Origin of the sequence: Alcanivorax sp. VBW004 (assembly GCF_009718865.1) — a bacterium.
GTDB lineage: Bacteria > Pseudomonadota > Gammaproteobacteria > Pseudomonadales > Alcanivoracaceae > Alcanivorax.
Map to the genome: position 1 here is coordinate 2,381,903 of NZ_WNHC01000001.1, position 12,345 is coordinate 2,394,247.

13 protein-coding genes are annotated in these 12,345 nt (G+C 56.3%); 5 read left to right on the forward strand and 8 right to left on the reverse strand.

All coding sequences use genetic code 11. The features are described from left to right. Nucleotides 1-101 precede the first annotated feature (101 nt). Nucleotides 102-446: an Hpt domain-containing protein gene (locus F1529_RS10830; RefSeq protein WP_230457770.1), complete on the forward strand. Its 345-nt coding sequence runs from the start codon at nucleotides 102-104 to the stop codon at nucleotides 444-446. Between the two features lie 605 nt (nucleotides 447-1,051). Here F1529_RS10830 and fdxA read toward each other — a convergent pair. Together fdxA and mutS are read right to left on the reverse strand one after the other, a co-directional pair. Beyond that, nucleotides 1,052-1,375 (reverse strand): ferredoxin FdxA, encoded by a 324-nt coding sequence (gene fdxA, locus F1529_RS10835; protein ID WP_155134633.1) that lies wholly within the window; start codon nucleotides 1,373-1,375, stop codon nucleotides 1,052-1,054. Between the two features lie 355 nt (nucleotides 1,376-1,730). Then, nucleotides 1,731-4,286 carry a DNA mismatch repair protein MutS gene (gene mutS / locus F1529_RS10840; RefSeq protein WP_230457771.1) on the reverse strand — a complete coding sequence of 852 codons (2,556 nt, stop codon included), beginning with the start codon at nucleotides 4,284-4,286 and terminating at the stop codon, nucleotides 1,731-1,733. 308 nt (nucleotides 4,287-4,594) lie between these two features. Here mutS and F1529_RS10845 point away from each other — a divergent pair, with 308 nt between their 5' ends. After that, nucleotides 4,595-5,950 (forward strand): site-specific integrase, encoded by a 1,356-nt coding sequence (locus F1529_RS10845; RefSeq protein WP_063520676.1) that lies wholly within the window; start codon nucleotides 4,595-4,597, stop codon nucleotides 5,948-5,950. A 7-nt stretch (nucleotides 5,951-5,957) separates the two neighbouring features. Here F1529_RS10845 and F1529_RS10850 read toward each other — a convergent pair whose 3' ends face one another. Further along, nucleotides 5,958-6,578 (reverse strand): hypothetical protein, encoded by a 621-nt coding sequence (locus F1529_RS10850; protein ID WP_063520675.1) that lies wholly within the window; start codon nucleotides 6,576-6,578, stop codon nucleotides 5,958-5,960. 396 nt (nucleotides 6,579-6,974) lie between these two features. On the opposite strand from F1529_RS10850, the gene F1529_RS10855 reads away from it, so the two are divergent. Both F1529_RS10855 and F1529_RS10860 read left to right on the forward strand, forming a co-directional pair. Beyond that, on the forward strand, nucleotides 6,975-7,694 hold the full coding sequence (locus tag F1529_RS10855) for an inovirus Gp2 family protein (RefSeq protein WP_063520886.1): 720 nt from the start codon (nucleotides 6,975-6,977) through the stop codon (nucleotides 7,692-7,694). A 54-nt stretch (nucleotides 7,695-7,748) separates the two neighbouring features. After that, nucleotides 7,749-7,943: an AlpA family transcriptional regulator gene (locus F1529_RS10860; protein WP_102790838.1), complete on the forward strand. Its 195-nt coding sequence runs from the start codon at nucleotides 7,749-7,751 to the stop codon at nucleotides 7,941-7,943. A 44-nt stretch (nucleotides 7,944-7,987) separates the two neighbouring features. Here the strand turns inward: F1529_RS10860 and F1529_RS10865 are convergent, their stop codons facing one another. Continuing rightward, nucleotides 7,988-8,332, reverse strand: coding sequence for a hypothetical protein (locus F1529_RS10865; protein ID WP_155134639.1), 345 nt, complete (start codon nucleotides 8,330-8,332; stop codon nucleotides 7,988-7,990). A gap of 167 nt (nucleotides 8,333-8,499) precedes the next feature. Between F1529_RS10865 and F1529_RS10870 the strand changes: the two genes are divergently transcribed. Then, entirely contained in the window at nucleotides 8,500-8,832 is a 333-nt protein-coding gene (locus F1529_RS10870) for a helix-turn-helix domain-containing protein (protein ID WP_155134642.1), read from the forward strand. Here F1529_RS10870 and F1529_RS10875 read toward each other — a convergent pair. From F1529_RS10875 to F1529_RS10890, 4 genes are all read right to left on the reverse strand, one after another. Further along, on the reverse strand, nucleotides 8,829-9,701 hold the full coding sequence (locus F1529_RS10875; RefSeq protein ID WP_155134645.1) for a hydrolase or metal-binding protein: 873 nt from the start codon (nucleotides 9,699-9,701) through the stop codon (nucleotides 8,829-8,831). The genes F1529_RS10870 and F1529_RS10875 overlap by 4 nt on opposite strands. 72 nt (nucleotides 9,702-9,773) lie before the next feature. Continuing rightward, nucleotides 9,774-10,781, reverse strand: coding sequence for a YqaJ viral recombinase family protein (locus F1529_RS10880; RefSeq protein WP_155134648.1), 1,008 nt, complete (start codon nucleotides 10,779-10,781; stop codon nucleotides 9,774-9,776). Nucleotides 10,782-10,872: 91 nt separating this feature from the next. Beyond that, complete coding sequence (locus tag F1529_RS10885) at nucleotides 10,873-11,298, reverse strand: hypothetical protein (RefSeq protein WP_155134651.1); 426 nt, start codon at nucleotides 11,296-11,298, stop codon at nucleotides 10,873-10,875. 68 nt (nucleotides 11,299-11,366) lie between these two features. Beyond that, nucleotides 11,367-12,335 (reverse strand): DUF932 domain-containing protein, encoded by a 969-nt coding sequence (locus F1529_RS10890; protein ID WP_155134656.1) that lies wholly within the window; start codon nucleotides 12,333-12,335, stop codon nucleotides 11,367-11,369. Nucleotides 12,336-12,345 lie beyond the last annotated feature (10 nt).

The window sequence follows — 12,345 nt, forward strand, 5'->3', positions numbered from 1 at the left end:
GTCAGCGGTGCCCGTGCTTGCTTAAATTTCCAGCTTGTAACACATAACAGGGTTTCTGTAGCTGCTATGGTAGCCGCCGTAAAGGATGACGGAGCAGGTTGATGCACGATAGATCGGTCCTCGATGTCGAGGTCGTTTCCGAATTGCAGGATATTATGGGCCAAGATTTTCAGATGCTGGTCGAATCGTTTCAGCGCGATGGCGAGCAACGCCTGGCCGCGCTGGATCAGGCGTTTGCGGGGGACGATGCGGATACCCTGCGCAGCCAGGCGCACAGTTTCAAGGGCAGCAGCAGCAACCTGGGGGCCATTCATGTTGCAGGTCTGTGTATGGGGCTGGAAACGTTGGCTTCCAGCGGTGATCTTGCCAATGCGCCCGCTTTGATTCACTCCCTGAAACAACATTTCCAGCAGGCCTGTGCGGCGTTAAACGCCACGTTGGCGTGAAATGGGGCCGTGCAGCGGCAAATTTCAGGCAAAAAAAACCCTCTTCCGAAATTGGGGTGGAAGAGGGGGGTTGTGAGCGCTATTGCTAGCGCCTTGGGGGGATACTGGTTGGCTTGGTGATGCTGTGTAACACCACGTTTTCCATAGAATTAATGCTACCCAGAAGTGTGACGTCGTGCTGTAAAAAGCAGTGAGGAAATGTAAAAGCTTGGGCGCCTTTTGGCGTCGGGATGTAGTCTTCTGGGGCGCGGGTCTGGTGCGGTGGGACGAGCTTGTAAGAGATCTCTTACAAGACTGTAGGAAAAAACAGTTTTTTTCTGCTGTTTTTGGCGTTCAAAAGCAAATCTTTAAAAGCTAACCTTTTGTTTTTTATGCTGTTTTTCGGTTTTGTGTGGTTTTTGCCCAGACTTTTAATATTTATTTTACCCACAGAGCAAAATACGGTTGATATAGTGTTTCCGTGCTTCAGGGAATTGAGCACAAGGATTTGCAAGGAATGCAGTACAGGGATGTTGCGGTGAGCGCAAAAGGGTCAGGATGACTCGACGCAAAAAGGGCGGCAGGATGCCGCCCTTTTATTTTGCCTGGAGAAAAGTGATCCGCGCTTAGCGGACCAGCTGCTCCCGCTTGTTCGGCACACCGTCCCACTCTTCAGCGTCGTCCGGCGCATCTTTCATTTCGGTAATGTTCGGCCACTTCTCTGCCAGATCCGCGTTGATCTCCAGGAAGTCCTGCTGGTCGTCCGGCAGTTCATCTTCCGAGAAGATCGCATTAACCGGGCACTCCGGTTCACACAGTGCACAGTCGATACACTCGTCCGGGTGGATGACCAGAAAATTTTCGCCTTCGTAGAAACAGTCTACCGGGCACACTTCCACACAATCGGTGTGTTTGCAGTTAATGCAGTTCTCACCTACTACGAACGTCATATCCTGTCCTCGCCAGGTGTCTTCATTTTGTACAGCGCCAAGGGCTGATTATAGCAGCAATAGGCACGGTCTCGCTTGGGGTGGCGCTAGTCTAGCGATATGCCCAGAGGCAGGCAAACGCAGCGTTGATATAAGGTAATAGCCCAGAGTGTTATCAGAGGACAACTCGCCGCCTGCCGCCTTTAGGGGCGTCGCTCGCTGTGCCCTGCGGATAGACAGCCTGTAGATAGATAGAGTGTCGAGTTGCGAGAAGCGAGTTTCGAAAGGCAAACCCGAAAACACGGTAAAGTCTGACGGTTTTCGCTTCTCGTCACCGGGCTTGTCGCGCCACCAACCCAGCGCCGTTCCTGCAGCGCTAAAGCAGTCCCCTCAGTTTGTAGAGTGCCTCCAGCGCCTGCTTCGGCGTCAAATCATCTGGGTCCAGTTCCTTGAGGGCGTGCTCCACGGCACTGGGCTCACTGAACAGGCTGGCCTGGGCCGGCGTTGCTGCCGCCGGTGTGGTGCTGGCGGGCGTGGTGTTCACGGCAGAGCCAGACGCCGCCAGGGGTTTGCCTTCTTCCAGCTCGCGCAGCTTGTTCCCCGCTTCATGGATCACGCTGGCCGGCACACCCGCCAGCTGCGCCACCTGCAGACCATAGCTGCGGCTGGCCGGGCCTTCCTGCACCCGATGCAGGAACACAATACGGTTATCGTGTTCACTGGCGGTGAGGTGGGCGTTGTAGATGCCGGGCAGTTGCTCCGGCAGTTGGGTCAGCTCGAAATAGTGGGTGGCGAACAGGGTGAACGCCTTGAGATTACGCGCCAAGTGCTCGGCGGCGGCCCAGGCCAGGCTCAGGCCATCAAAGGTACTGGTGCCCCGGCCGATCTCGTCCATCAGCACCAGGCTTTGGGCGGTGGCGTTGTTGAGGATGTTGGCGGTTTCGGACATCTCCACCATAAAGGTGGAGCGCCCGCCGGCCAGGTCATCCGAGGAGCCAATGCGGGTGAAGATCCGGTCCAGGCTGCCGATGCGGGCACTGGCTGCAGGCACACAGCTGCCCAAGTGGGCAAGCAGGGCGATCAGCGCAGTCTGGCGCATGTAGGTGGATTTACCACCCATGTTTGGGCCGGTAATGATCACCATGCGGCGGGCGTCATCCAGGTGCAGGCTATTGGGGACAAAGGCATCGTCCAGCACCTGCTCGACCACCGGGTGGCGACCATCCACGATTTCGATAATGGCTTCTTCGTCTACTAACTGTGGGCGTACCCAGTTGAGTGCTTCGGCGCGCTCGGCCAGGGATGTCAGTACATCCAGTTCGGCCACGGCGGCGGCGCTACGTTGCAGGGCATGCAGCTCGGCGGCCACTTTTTCCAGCAATGCTTCGTAGAGACGCTTCTCCAGGGCCAGTGCCTTGCTGGAGGCAGACAGCGCCTTGTCTTCAAACTCTTTCAGTTCCGGGGTGATAAAACGCTCGGCATTTTTCAGGGTTTGCCGGCGCTGGTAATCGGCCGGCGCCTGGTCCGATTCCCGGCGTGATAACTCGATGTAATAACCGTGCACGCGATTGTATTTCACCCGCAGGGTGGACAGCTGGGTGCGTTCGCGCTCTCGGGTTTCAATGTCTACTAGAATAGCACCGGCGTTTTCGCTGATGGAGCGCAGTTCATCCAGCTCTTCGCTGTAACCGGGGGCAATCACGCCGCCGTCGCGAATCAGCATGGGCGGGTTTTCAATCACCGCAGTGCCCAGCAATGCCACCTGATTCGGAAACTGACCGATGCGCTCGATCAACTCAAAGAAGCAGTCGGCGGCGGGCAAAGTGCCAATCAACGACGGTAGCGCCTTCAGGCTGGCATGCAAGCGAGTCAGGTCGCGGGGGCGAGCGGAGCGCAGGGCCACGCGGCCGAGAATACGCTCCATGTCACCGATGTCATTGAGCACATCGCGGGCGGATTCGAAACACCAGCCCTGGCGCAGGGCGTCGATCTGGTCCTGTCGTTGGGTGAGGGTGGTGCGGTTACGCAGCGGCTGGTGCACCCAGCGCTTGAGCAGGCGCGCGCCCATGGCGGTTTGGGTGCTGTCGAGTACCCAGGCGAGGGTGTGCTGCTCCTGGCCATCCAGGGTTTCGGTCAGCTCCAGGTTGCGGCGGGTGGCTGCGTCCATGGCCACTGCATCATCAAAGCTTTCCACGGCCAGGCCGGTAATGTGCGGCAGCTCACCGCGCTGGGTTTCCTTGGCATACCCCAGCAGGGCGCCGGCAGCGGCCACCGCCACGGCGGTTGGTTCACCGAAGCCGGCTAGATCCTGTACCTGAAATTGCTGACACAACTGGCGGCGGGCGGCGTCTTCGTCAAACTCCCAGCCGGGGCGTTTGCGGGTGCCCGGGCGCTCGGCCCAGCGGCCTGGCAGGCCGTGTTCCTCGCTGAGCAGAAGCTCCGCCGGTGACCAGCGCTCCAACAGAGCCTGCAGTTGTTCAGTACCTTCTACCTGAGTCACGACGAAGCGCCCGGCAGCCAAATCCAGGCTGGCGCAGCCGTACTGATTATTGTGATCAAACACCGCGCACAGCAGATTGTCGCGACGCTCTTCCAGCAGCGCCTCGTCACTCACCGTGCCGGGGGTAACAATACGCACCACCTTGCGTTCCACCGGCCCCTTGGCCAGCGCCGGGTCACCAATCTGCTCGGCAATCGCCACCGATTCGCCCAGCTTCACCAGCCTGGCCAGGTAGTTCTCCGCCGCATGATAGGGAATCCCCGCCATGGGAATCGGCTTGCCGGCGCTCTGGCCCCGTTGGGTCAGCGTAATGTCCAGCAACCGCGCCGCCTTCTGTGCATCACCAAAGAACAACTCGTAGAAATCGCCCATGCGGTAGAACACCAGCTGATCCGGGTGCTCGGCCTTGATACCGAGGTATTGCTGCATCATAGGTGTGTGTGCGGATAAATTGGGGTTCGTCATATGTGCGTTTCAGCCTGTTTTTCCTTTTATTTCGCTATATATTCAAACAGTTAGCGAAATATGTGATTTCCGGTAGTGTCCGTGGGTGTCCACGGAAATCCATCCAAATCCGCAAAATTAGTATAGGTTTTAGTATAGGTTTTTGGTTTTTCCTTCGAAAAGGTGGTTTTGAAGGTGGTATACTGCCAAAAACCTATACCAAATCCTCTGTAGGCCAGACGGGGCCTGCGATGCGGGGATTTGCTTGAAAGCGTTAGTGTTGGTGGATCAAAGCGATGGAGCATAGCAAACAAGGAAGCAAGCAACTATCGGTCCGTGCCATTGAGGCAATGCGGCCAGGAGACAAGGTCAAAACCGACGGGGCTGAGAACGCCGGGTTGCGAGTTACCTGCGGTTCCTCGGGTCTGAAAACCTTCACGTATCGCTACCGAAGCCCCGAGACGGGCAAGCTGGTTCAGGTCAAGATCGGCAATTTCCCTGGTGTGAAGCTTGCAGAAGCCCGCCTTGAGGTCTCCAAAATGAAGGAGCTCAGAGCCAAAGGGATTTGTCCCAAAGCCGAACGGGATCGTCAGCTCCAGGCAGAAAAGGAGGCAAAGGCTGCACAGGCGCAAGCCGAAGCCGTGGCCGCTTATACTGTGACAGATCTGGTCGAGCAGTATCTGACGGAAGTCATTGAGGATCGGACGGTGACAGATCCGAGAACCGGGGAGAAGAGACGGATGCCTGGGGCCAGGAAGCCCAAAGGACAGTGGGAGGTGCGACGTACTCTCCATAATGACGCTGTCCGGGTGTTAGGCGATAAGCCAGCGGCGGAGGTAAAGCGAAAGGATGTGGTCGACCTGATCAAGGAGATCCTGGATCGAGGCGCGCGGGTCCAAGCTGGGAATGTGCTCCGGGAGTTCATTGCTGCCTATGAGTACGCCATTGGGCTGGAGCGTCTACCTGACGATTTCCCTAACCCGGCCTGGTTGGCCAAGGCCAGCTTGAAGACTGCCAGGATCCGTATGAGCCCGAACAAGGGCAAGAGGGTGCTTTCGGACAAAGAGCTGGCGGCGGTTCTGGCTTGGCTGCCGGGCTCGGGCTACTCCACCACTCAGAAGAATGTCATGCGGTTCACTCTTTGGACTGGTTGCCGGACAGGGGAGGTGTGTAACGCTGAGTGGAAGGATATCGACCTGGAGGCAGGTTCTTGGCATTTGAGGGACTCAAAGAATGGAGCGGAGCGATACGTTCAGTTGCCAACACAGGCCATCGAATTTCTGAGTCAGCTGAAGCTGACTACGGATAATTACCCTTTTCCGTCAACTCGCACCAGGAAGCCAATCCAGCAAAAGTCGCTAACCGAGACAAAATGGCACCTGAAGAACCCCGAAAAACTGAAATCTGGACGGAGTTACACAGCTGCGCAGCTTTGGCTAACTTCCATTCCTGACTGGTCACCCCATGACCTACGGCGGACCGTCAGGACTGGCTTGGCCCGATTGGGCTGCCCCAGCGAGGTCGCTGAAGCGGTGTTGGGGCACTCCCGTAAGGGTATTGAAGGAACCTATGACCTGCATAGCTACGAGGCGGAGTGCCGTGAGTGGCTGCAGCGGTGGGCTGATCATATACAGTTGTTCTACGAGACATAGCTAGCATTCATACCGAAGAGATTTTTCCGGGTGTGCTCGCATTGTCATGGGATGTCTCACTCTCATGAAGGTCTTCTCCTGGCAATGGTGTCGCAGGAGGTGTTGTCGAAGCGAGGTCAGGTACGCTCACTTGGAGTTCCCGATGTTGGGGAGGGGGCTGGTGTATTTGCCCTGTGTTCAATAAGAGCTCGAGCTTTTCCTCTATCAGATCTTCAATAACCTTGTTTTGGGGTTTGTTGATGCTCTCAGACAGTTTCTTCAAGTTGTTAATTGCCCTCATGCTGAGGACCATATTGATGTTCTTATAGTCGGTTAGCCGTAGCTTTGTCCTGTATTTGTGCTGACTCCAGGCTGACTTGATTCTCGCTGTAAGTTTGGCTCCTTCTCTCCCGCAAAGAACATCAAGCTCTGCCATTCGTAGAACAAGCGCGTCGTATTTTTCAACCACAACTACCTGATGCCCTGATCCCTCTAGCATTCCTTCTACTTGTTTAAGGAGTAATCGTTGGGCTGTTTTGTTCTCGTTCAGGTAGCGTGCCAGCCAAGAGATTTGCTCCCTATTGTTTCTGGCTAGCCAGCGACTGAATGTTTGTCGAGATAGCTCGATCTCATCATTTTGAGTGATCATGGGCCTGTTCCAATCTTTATTACATAGTAATATTTAAGTGAAAAAAAAGTAGCAATAAAGTTGCATTAACGTCAAGTTAATGTCTAATGCATGTCTAATTTAAGAATAATTAAATTATTTATAGTTTAATAAAAACAAGGGGTTGGGTATTTTAAAATGATAGTTTTCATGATCATAAGAGCTTGATTGTGCATGGCGTTGGCCAGCATTGGCTTGTCGGTAATAGATATATAGGGTTTTCCATCCAGCCCACTTGTTGAAGGCTGGGATACCCAATCAGGATTATTAGCTGTCCGGCTCCCTAAAGCCGGGCAGCGCTATTTATCCACCTTGGTGCCGGTCGAAAGTTACACACAGGCATCTCCTATGAGCAAACAATTCTCATAGGAGAAATTAATGATTAACCGGCACCCTCTTAACACCAATCTTTCCCTACACCACACAGGCTCCTGGCATGGCTATGAGGTCCAGCTTCAGCATGGACCTTTAGTGCATGAATACCTGTACCGCTTCAAAGAGACCCTGGATTGGTCATTGTCTGAACACCCTCGAACGTTGGCTGTGAGACTCGATCTGCGTCTGCCTGAGCGTCATCCCTTTCAGCTGGAGTTTGTGATGGGTCGATTTATCAGCTCGTTGCGAGAACAAATAAAAGCTGACGTTAATCGTAGACGTAGCGAAGGTAAGCGGGTCCATGACACCGCTGTCCGGTATATCTGGGTACGAGAGCAGGACAGCAGCGATCAACCTCATTTCCACGTCTGCCTGTTCTTTAACAAGGATACTTACCGGCAGCTAGGGAGCCTGCCTTCTGCGAAGGGGGAAGGGGCTGCAATGCCTGATCCGGACGTGCCGCGAGACTCGCTGGCGGACAGGCCAGCGAAGAACCTTGCCGAGCGCATTGTGAAGGCGTGGTCACGAGCCGTCGGGTTGGGGCCAGATGAGGGCAGTGGATTGGTTCACTTCCCCTACAGCTGCGTATACCGAGTCAATGTGGGTTCAGCTGGTGGGGAAGCTGAGGTGGCGGGTTTGTTTAGCCGCATCAGCTACTTGGCGAAAGCCAAGACCAAGCAATATGGGATGGGGATCAGACACTTCGGTACCAGCCGGAGATAGGAGTGAGTAAAAAAATACAGGCGAGCGCTATCTCATGAGTTGAAGGAGAGTCTCATGAAGATCATGCGTTTGAAGGAAGTCATGGACACCACCGGGTTGGGCCGTTCGTACATCTACAAGTTGGCCAGTGAGGGTGCCTTCCCCAAGCCGGTGCAGTTGGGCGGGCGAGCCTCTGGGTGGGTGTCTGACGAGGTGGAATCCTGGATTTTGGAGAGAATTGAAGAAAGGGATCGTTTGGCGGGGGAGTAAAAGGTAGGCAGCGGCTCTCTGTCGAGCCGCTGTATTGGGGGGGGTTAACTGCCGAAGCTGTAGGTGCCAGCCCCTTGATCGGTTTCGATTTCAGCCTCAAGAACGTCGCAGTCATTGTTGACTTGGATCTTGGCTGTTTTCCCAAATTTGATTGTCTTGGGCAGCTGGCTTCTTCCGTTGTATTTGATGACGCGGCATTCCCCCCGGTTAACTGTGACCTCCTGGATTTCCACTTCCTCTACGAGGCTTCTGATGGTCACGAACTGGGGGTTCATTGCGGCATATGCGGTGTGTCTTGTTGCGGTGCCGACTTCGATGACCTCCGAGAGATCGGAGCAGCCGGAAAGAGTGATGGCCATTAGGGCGGCAGCGAAAGTTGTTTTTCTCATGGTTAACTCCTTGTTGTTGAGTCCTTTTGCGGTGGTTTGTCTAATGGTCAGGCAATGCCAAACCATGAAGTATGGTTAATCTGAATATCTATAGTCAAGAAATGCCATACGACAGGTGTTAGGCTTGGCCGTAGTTTGGTGACTTCACTTTTGTTGTGAGGTCCTGCATGTCAGGGTTTCCTGAGCGGTTAAGGTCTGCGCGAAAGCAGCTGGGGTTAACACAGGAACAGCTTGCCGAGATGCTTCACGTCACCAAGGCATCGGTTTCTGCGTGGGAAAGTGGTCGAGAGAAGCCTCGGTTCGCGCTTTTGCCTGCGTTGAGAGAGGTGCTTGGAGTATCGCTGGATCGGCTGGTTTGTGGTCTGGAGCCAGATAGCATTGCTGACCCTGTTGAGCGCTATGGTGCACAGGTGAACTCCGAAGAAGAGGCCACCTTGGTCAAGCGCTACCGGGGGTTGTCGAAAGAGCGCCGAGCAGGTCTGCTCGCCATGCTTGGCTAGCCTTGTTTCTCGCTTAATTTTTGCCTCAGCGCCTGAGAGGGTTGTTGGGTTGCCGGGTTCTTCTGTTCCCCATGAGCGAACTCATCTATTACCTGCAGCCCCTCGTCCTCCGCATACTCGAACTGCGCATTCATCAGCCCCGCCTGAGCGACCTTATCCAACTCGGACTGGCTGATCCCCAGACTCTCACGCCCCTTCGCTTCTTCCCGTGCATGGGTGACAGCCTCCTTCATGGATTGCTCTGCTCGCAAGGTCAGATCCACGTAGTAGATCGGTGCCCGGTGGCTTTGGGTGGTGCTCTTGCCTCTGAGTTTCAGCTCTAAGGGCAGTGTGGCCAGGTTGCCGCCACTGATAGCGTGGAAGTAACGCAGCCGTGCGGCCAAGGTGCGAATACTGTTGTAGCCGGTGGTGCGGAATACGAAGCAGCCGAGTTCATCTTCCTCCCCGATCCGCACATAAAGCCGCCCGTAAGGTTTGCACAGCCCATGGCTGCCGTAGTCACATAAATCCGGTGAAGGGCAGGGCAGGGATTCCAGGCCTTTGTCGGTATGACGTCGGCATGTCTCTCCGTCTCCGGCACACAGCGGTCTGCCACTTTTGCGCTCGAAGAAGGTGTATTCAGCCCTCAAGTTCAGGTCTGGGTCATTGAAGGGCAGGGTAATGGGAATGCTACGCAGCTTGCTGCCTTGGGTTTCCTTACGCAGGGCCTCATCGAGCGGGTGAGGGAGCCAACCCTCCCTGGTCTGGATCTGGGTGGTGATGGTGAACTGATCGTCTTTCTCCGGCATACGCTTGCCGTTCTTCTCCACCACGCGGCCAATACTGATACGGCCGATCACGGGTGGGGTAATGGCGAGTCCTTTGATCATGAGGTTCTCCTGATAGCAGGCACAGACACACAGCCGGGCTTGGCCCGGCTGTTATGCCGCTTGAGGTTTGGGTTAGGGGTTGGGGCGCACCAGGAACCGGCGACTGCCCGCCTTGTGCTTGGGGTAGTGCTTGATCAAATCAGGCTGATCCTGAAGTAGGGCTTTGCTATCCAGGCTGGTGGAGTCCTTGCTGCGCTTCCAGGTCACAGAGCCCTCGGTGAAGGTGGCCTTGCTGGCCAGCCCCATGGTCTGCTGGATACGTTGCTTGAGGGTGGATTCCCGCTCGGTCAGTCGACCCAGGGTGTCACGCAGATCCAGCAGCTCATTGAAGTCGCCTTCCATGGCGGGGTTATCCGTGAGGTCCACGGTTTCCCCTTTGTCCTGGGGGTAGAGGGCTTGCAGGGCGTTCCCGGCAGAGTCGGAGCCATCCGGGTCCGGAGGGGTGTCCGCTTCCACCAGCTGCCAGAACTCCCGCTCCAGCTCGTACAGGTGAGCAATCAGTGCTTCATCCCGCGCGATCCGGTGGATCTGCAACTCTTGCCCACAGATCAGTACGGCCACATCGGCAGCCTGCTTGCCGGTGACGGCCAGCTGATGCTGCACCTGGCACTGGATGTACTCGGGAACTCCGTCCGCCCAGAGCTTGGCCCCGTACTGGCCCGTGGTCTTGCACTCCAGAATCTGCACATCGTCATTACCGACGACAGCGTAATCCAGGTTGGCGAGCATCCAGGGCTTGTCGTCATCCGGGTGCTGCAGCACGGCATTCACGCGCCGAACCTTGTTGCCAGTGATCTTGGCGTAAGCCTCGGCCACCTTAGGCTCCAGCAGCGTGCCCCAGTACAGGGGGGATTGAATGTCATCGGGATCAGGGGCGTGTAACAGACCATCCCGTCCGCTCTTGATCATCCACAGTTCCAGTGGGGACTGGTACGGGCTGATGCCTACCGCCGCAGCGGCATCACTGGCACCGATGCCTTGCTTACGGATCTTCAGCCAGTCTTCGCGGTTCATGCGTTTGGTGGACACCAGGCGCAGGGCAGGGCGCTGGCCAGGTGAGGTACTTTTCGGTTGTGCCATGAGAATGCTCCAGACAAAGAAAAGCCCCGGCACAGTGGCCGGGGCTAGGGGTAAGGAAGGAAAGGTGAATGAGGATGATGGCTAAGTGGCATCATGCGGCTCGACCTGAAGAAGAAGGGCCTTCCTCGCCAATCTCGAAGAAGTCATTCACCAACGCTTCGATGTAACGCTCCGTTTCTTTATTGCTGGGAAGGTGGCCGTGAGTCAGTAATTGCTCACCCAGCCACTCGCCCAGCTCGCTGACCACTTCGTACTCGAAGACGCCAGGGCGACCACGGGGTTCGAACCAGATGTGGGAGACCGTCTGCCAGAGCGGGTCCAGGTACTCACAGGTGGCGATGATCAACTCGATGCAGCCACTGTCCCAGGTCTCCAGGATGCGACGAGTCCGGCCCGGATCGCCGGGATGGCACATCAGGCCTTCATGCAGGAACGCGCCCCACACCGCTGACAATTCAGCAGGCATAGGGCGACAGTCCCATACCGCCAACAGGCGGTAGAGCCATTTCAAGTTCATGGTGTTCTCCAGGTTTTCTATTAAAAAGAGGAGTTAGAGAGAAGGGAGGGGCAAGTGGTCAGGCGGGATCAGGCGACCAGCAGAGAAGTTTGCTCCAAAGCCCGTTGCTTGATCTGCGCACCCTTCCCGAACCAGGCAGAGTCAAGCCGGTTATCCGTGCTGCGGGCGCGGCGCTCGTGGTCCACGAACTCGGTGACAGCATTCAGCAGGCCGTAGGCCGTGTTCTTGGCGGACGCCAGATCCGACCCGCGACCGGCACCGTCATACAAAGTCATGGCTTTCTTCATGGCCTGTTCGTTGCCCTTCACCGGCATGCCCTGTGGCGGATAGCCGGTATCCGTGAAAATGGTCTGCATGACCTTCTCCGCGGTCTTGCGCGTGATGCGCCGCTCGCTCAGGGCCTTCAGGCGATACATGAAGTCATCCCAGGCAGAGACCGAAATCCCCAGCTGCTGCTTCACCGCTTGCGGATCGAAGGTGGTGCTGTGGCGTACCTTCACCGCATGGGTGTTGCCACTCAGTGCGACGGCGAGGGTGTTATTGCAGACCACCCGGATACTGGTGAACTGCGCCGTGGTCGCCAAGGTGCCGTCACAGGCCGTGGCCAGCAGCACATAGCCGTTGGTCTGGTCATTACCCGCCAAAGTACCCGTTTGCCCGGTACGCGCCAGGGCCCACAGCTTGCGGCCCCCTTTCAGGACACCAGCGGTCTCCAGCTCAAAGCCGGACTGCTCGGTGAGATCTCGATAGAACTCCAGCACCTCGCGGGGTTGAACCACCTTGAAGCGGTTACTCACTACCGACAGGGGCTCCTGATTGTCAGAACGGAATAGCACCTTCTGATCCGGGAATGACGAGATCTGACCGAGAGCGCCGGCCTCGCTACTAATAAAGCGGACTGGCGTCTCACGGATCTCCCAATCCATGCCGGCTTCCCGCATCCAGACTTCAAGCGGTTGTTGGGTGGCCAGCTGGTTACCCAGCCCGTGCCAGGGGGTACGGCCCAGATAGGCCATGTTTTCGACAAGATGTGCCATGGTGAATCTC

Coding starts and splice junctions, on each gene's coding strand:
- F1529_RS10870 (WP_155134642.1), top strand. CDS start 8,500: ATGTCAGGGTTTCCTGAGCGGTTAAGGTCTGCGCGAAAGCAGCTGGGG.
- F1529_RS10880 (WP_155134648.1), bottom strand. CDS start 10,781: ATGGCACAACCGAAAAGTACCTCACCTGGCCAGCGCCCTGCCCTGCGC.
- mutS (WP_230457771.1), bottom strand. CDS start 4,286: ATGATGCAGCAATACCTCGGTATCAAGGCCGAGCACCCGGATCAGCTG.
- F1529_RS10850 (WP_063520675.1), bottom strand. CDS start 6,578: ATGATCACTCAAAATGATGAGATCGAGCTATCTCGACAAACATTCAGT.
- fdxA (WP_155134633.1), bottom strand. CDS start 1,375: ATGACGTTCGTAGTAGGTGAGAACTGCATTAACTGCAAACACACCGAT.
- F1529_RS10885 (WP_155134651.1), bottom strand. CDS start 11,298: ATGAACTTGAAATGGCTCTACCGCCTGTTGGCGGTATGGGACTGTCGC.
- F1529_RS10845 (WP_063520676.1), top strand. CDS start 4,595: ATGGAGCATAGCAAACAAGGAAGCAAGCAACTATCGGTCCGTGCCATT.
- F1529_RS10865 (WP_155134639.1), bottom strand. CDS start 8,332: ATGAGAAAAACAACTTTCGCTGCCGCCCTAATGGCCATCACTCTTTCC.
- F1529_RS10860 (WP_102790838.1), top strand. CDS start 7,749: ATGAAGATCATGCGTTTGAAGGAAGTCATGGACACCACCGGGTTGGGC.
- F1529_RS10890 (WP_155134656.1), bottom strand. CDS start 12,335: ATGGCACATCTTGTCGAAAACATGGCCTATCTGGGCCGTACCCCCTGG.
- F1529_RS10830 (WP_230457770.1), top strand. CDS start 102: ATGCACGATAGATCGGTCCTCGATGTCGAGGTCGTTTCCGAATTGCAG.
- F1529_RS10875 (WP_155134645.1), bottom strand. CDS start 9,701: ATGATCAAAGGACTCGCCATTACCCCACCCGTGATCGGCCGTATCAGT.
- F1529_RS10855 (WP_063520886.1), top strand. CDS start 6,975: ATGATTAACCGGCACCCTCTTAACACCAATCTTTCCCTACACCACACA.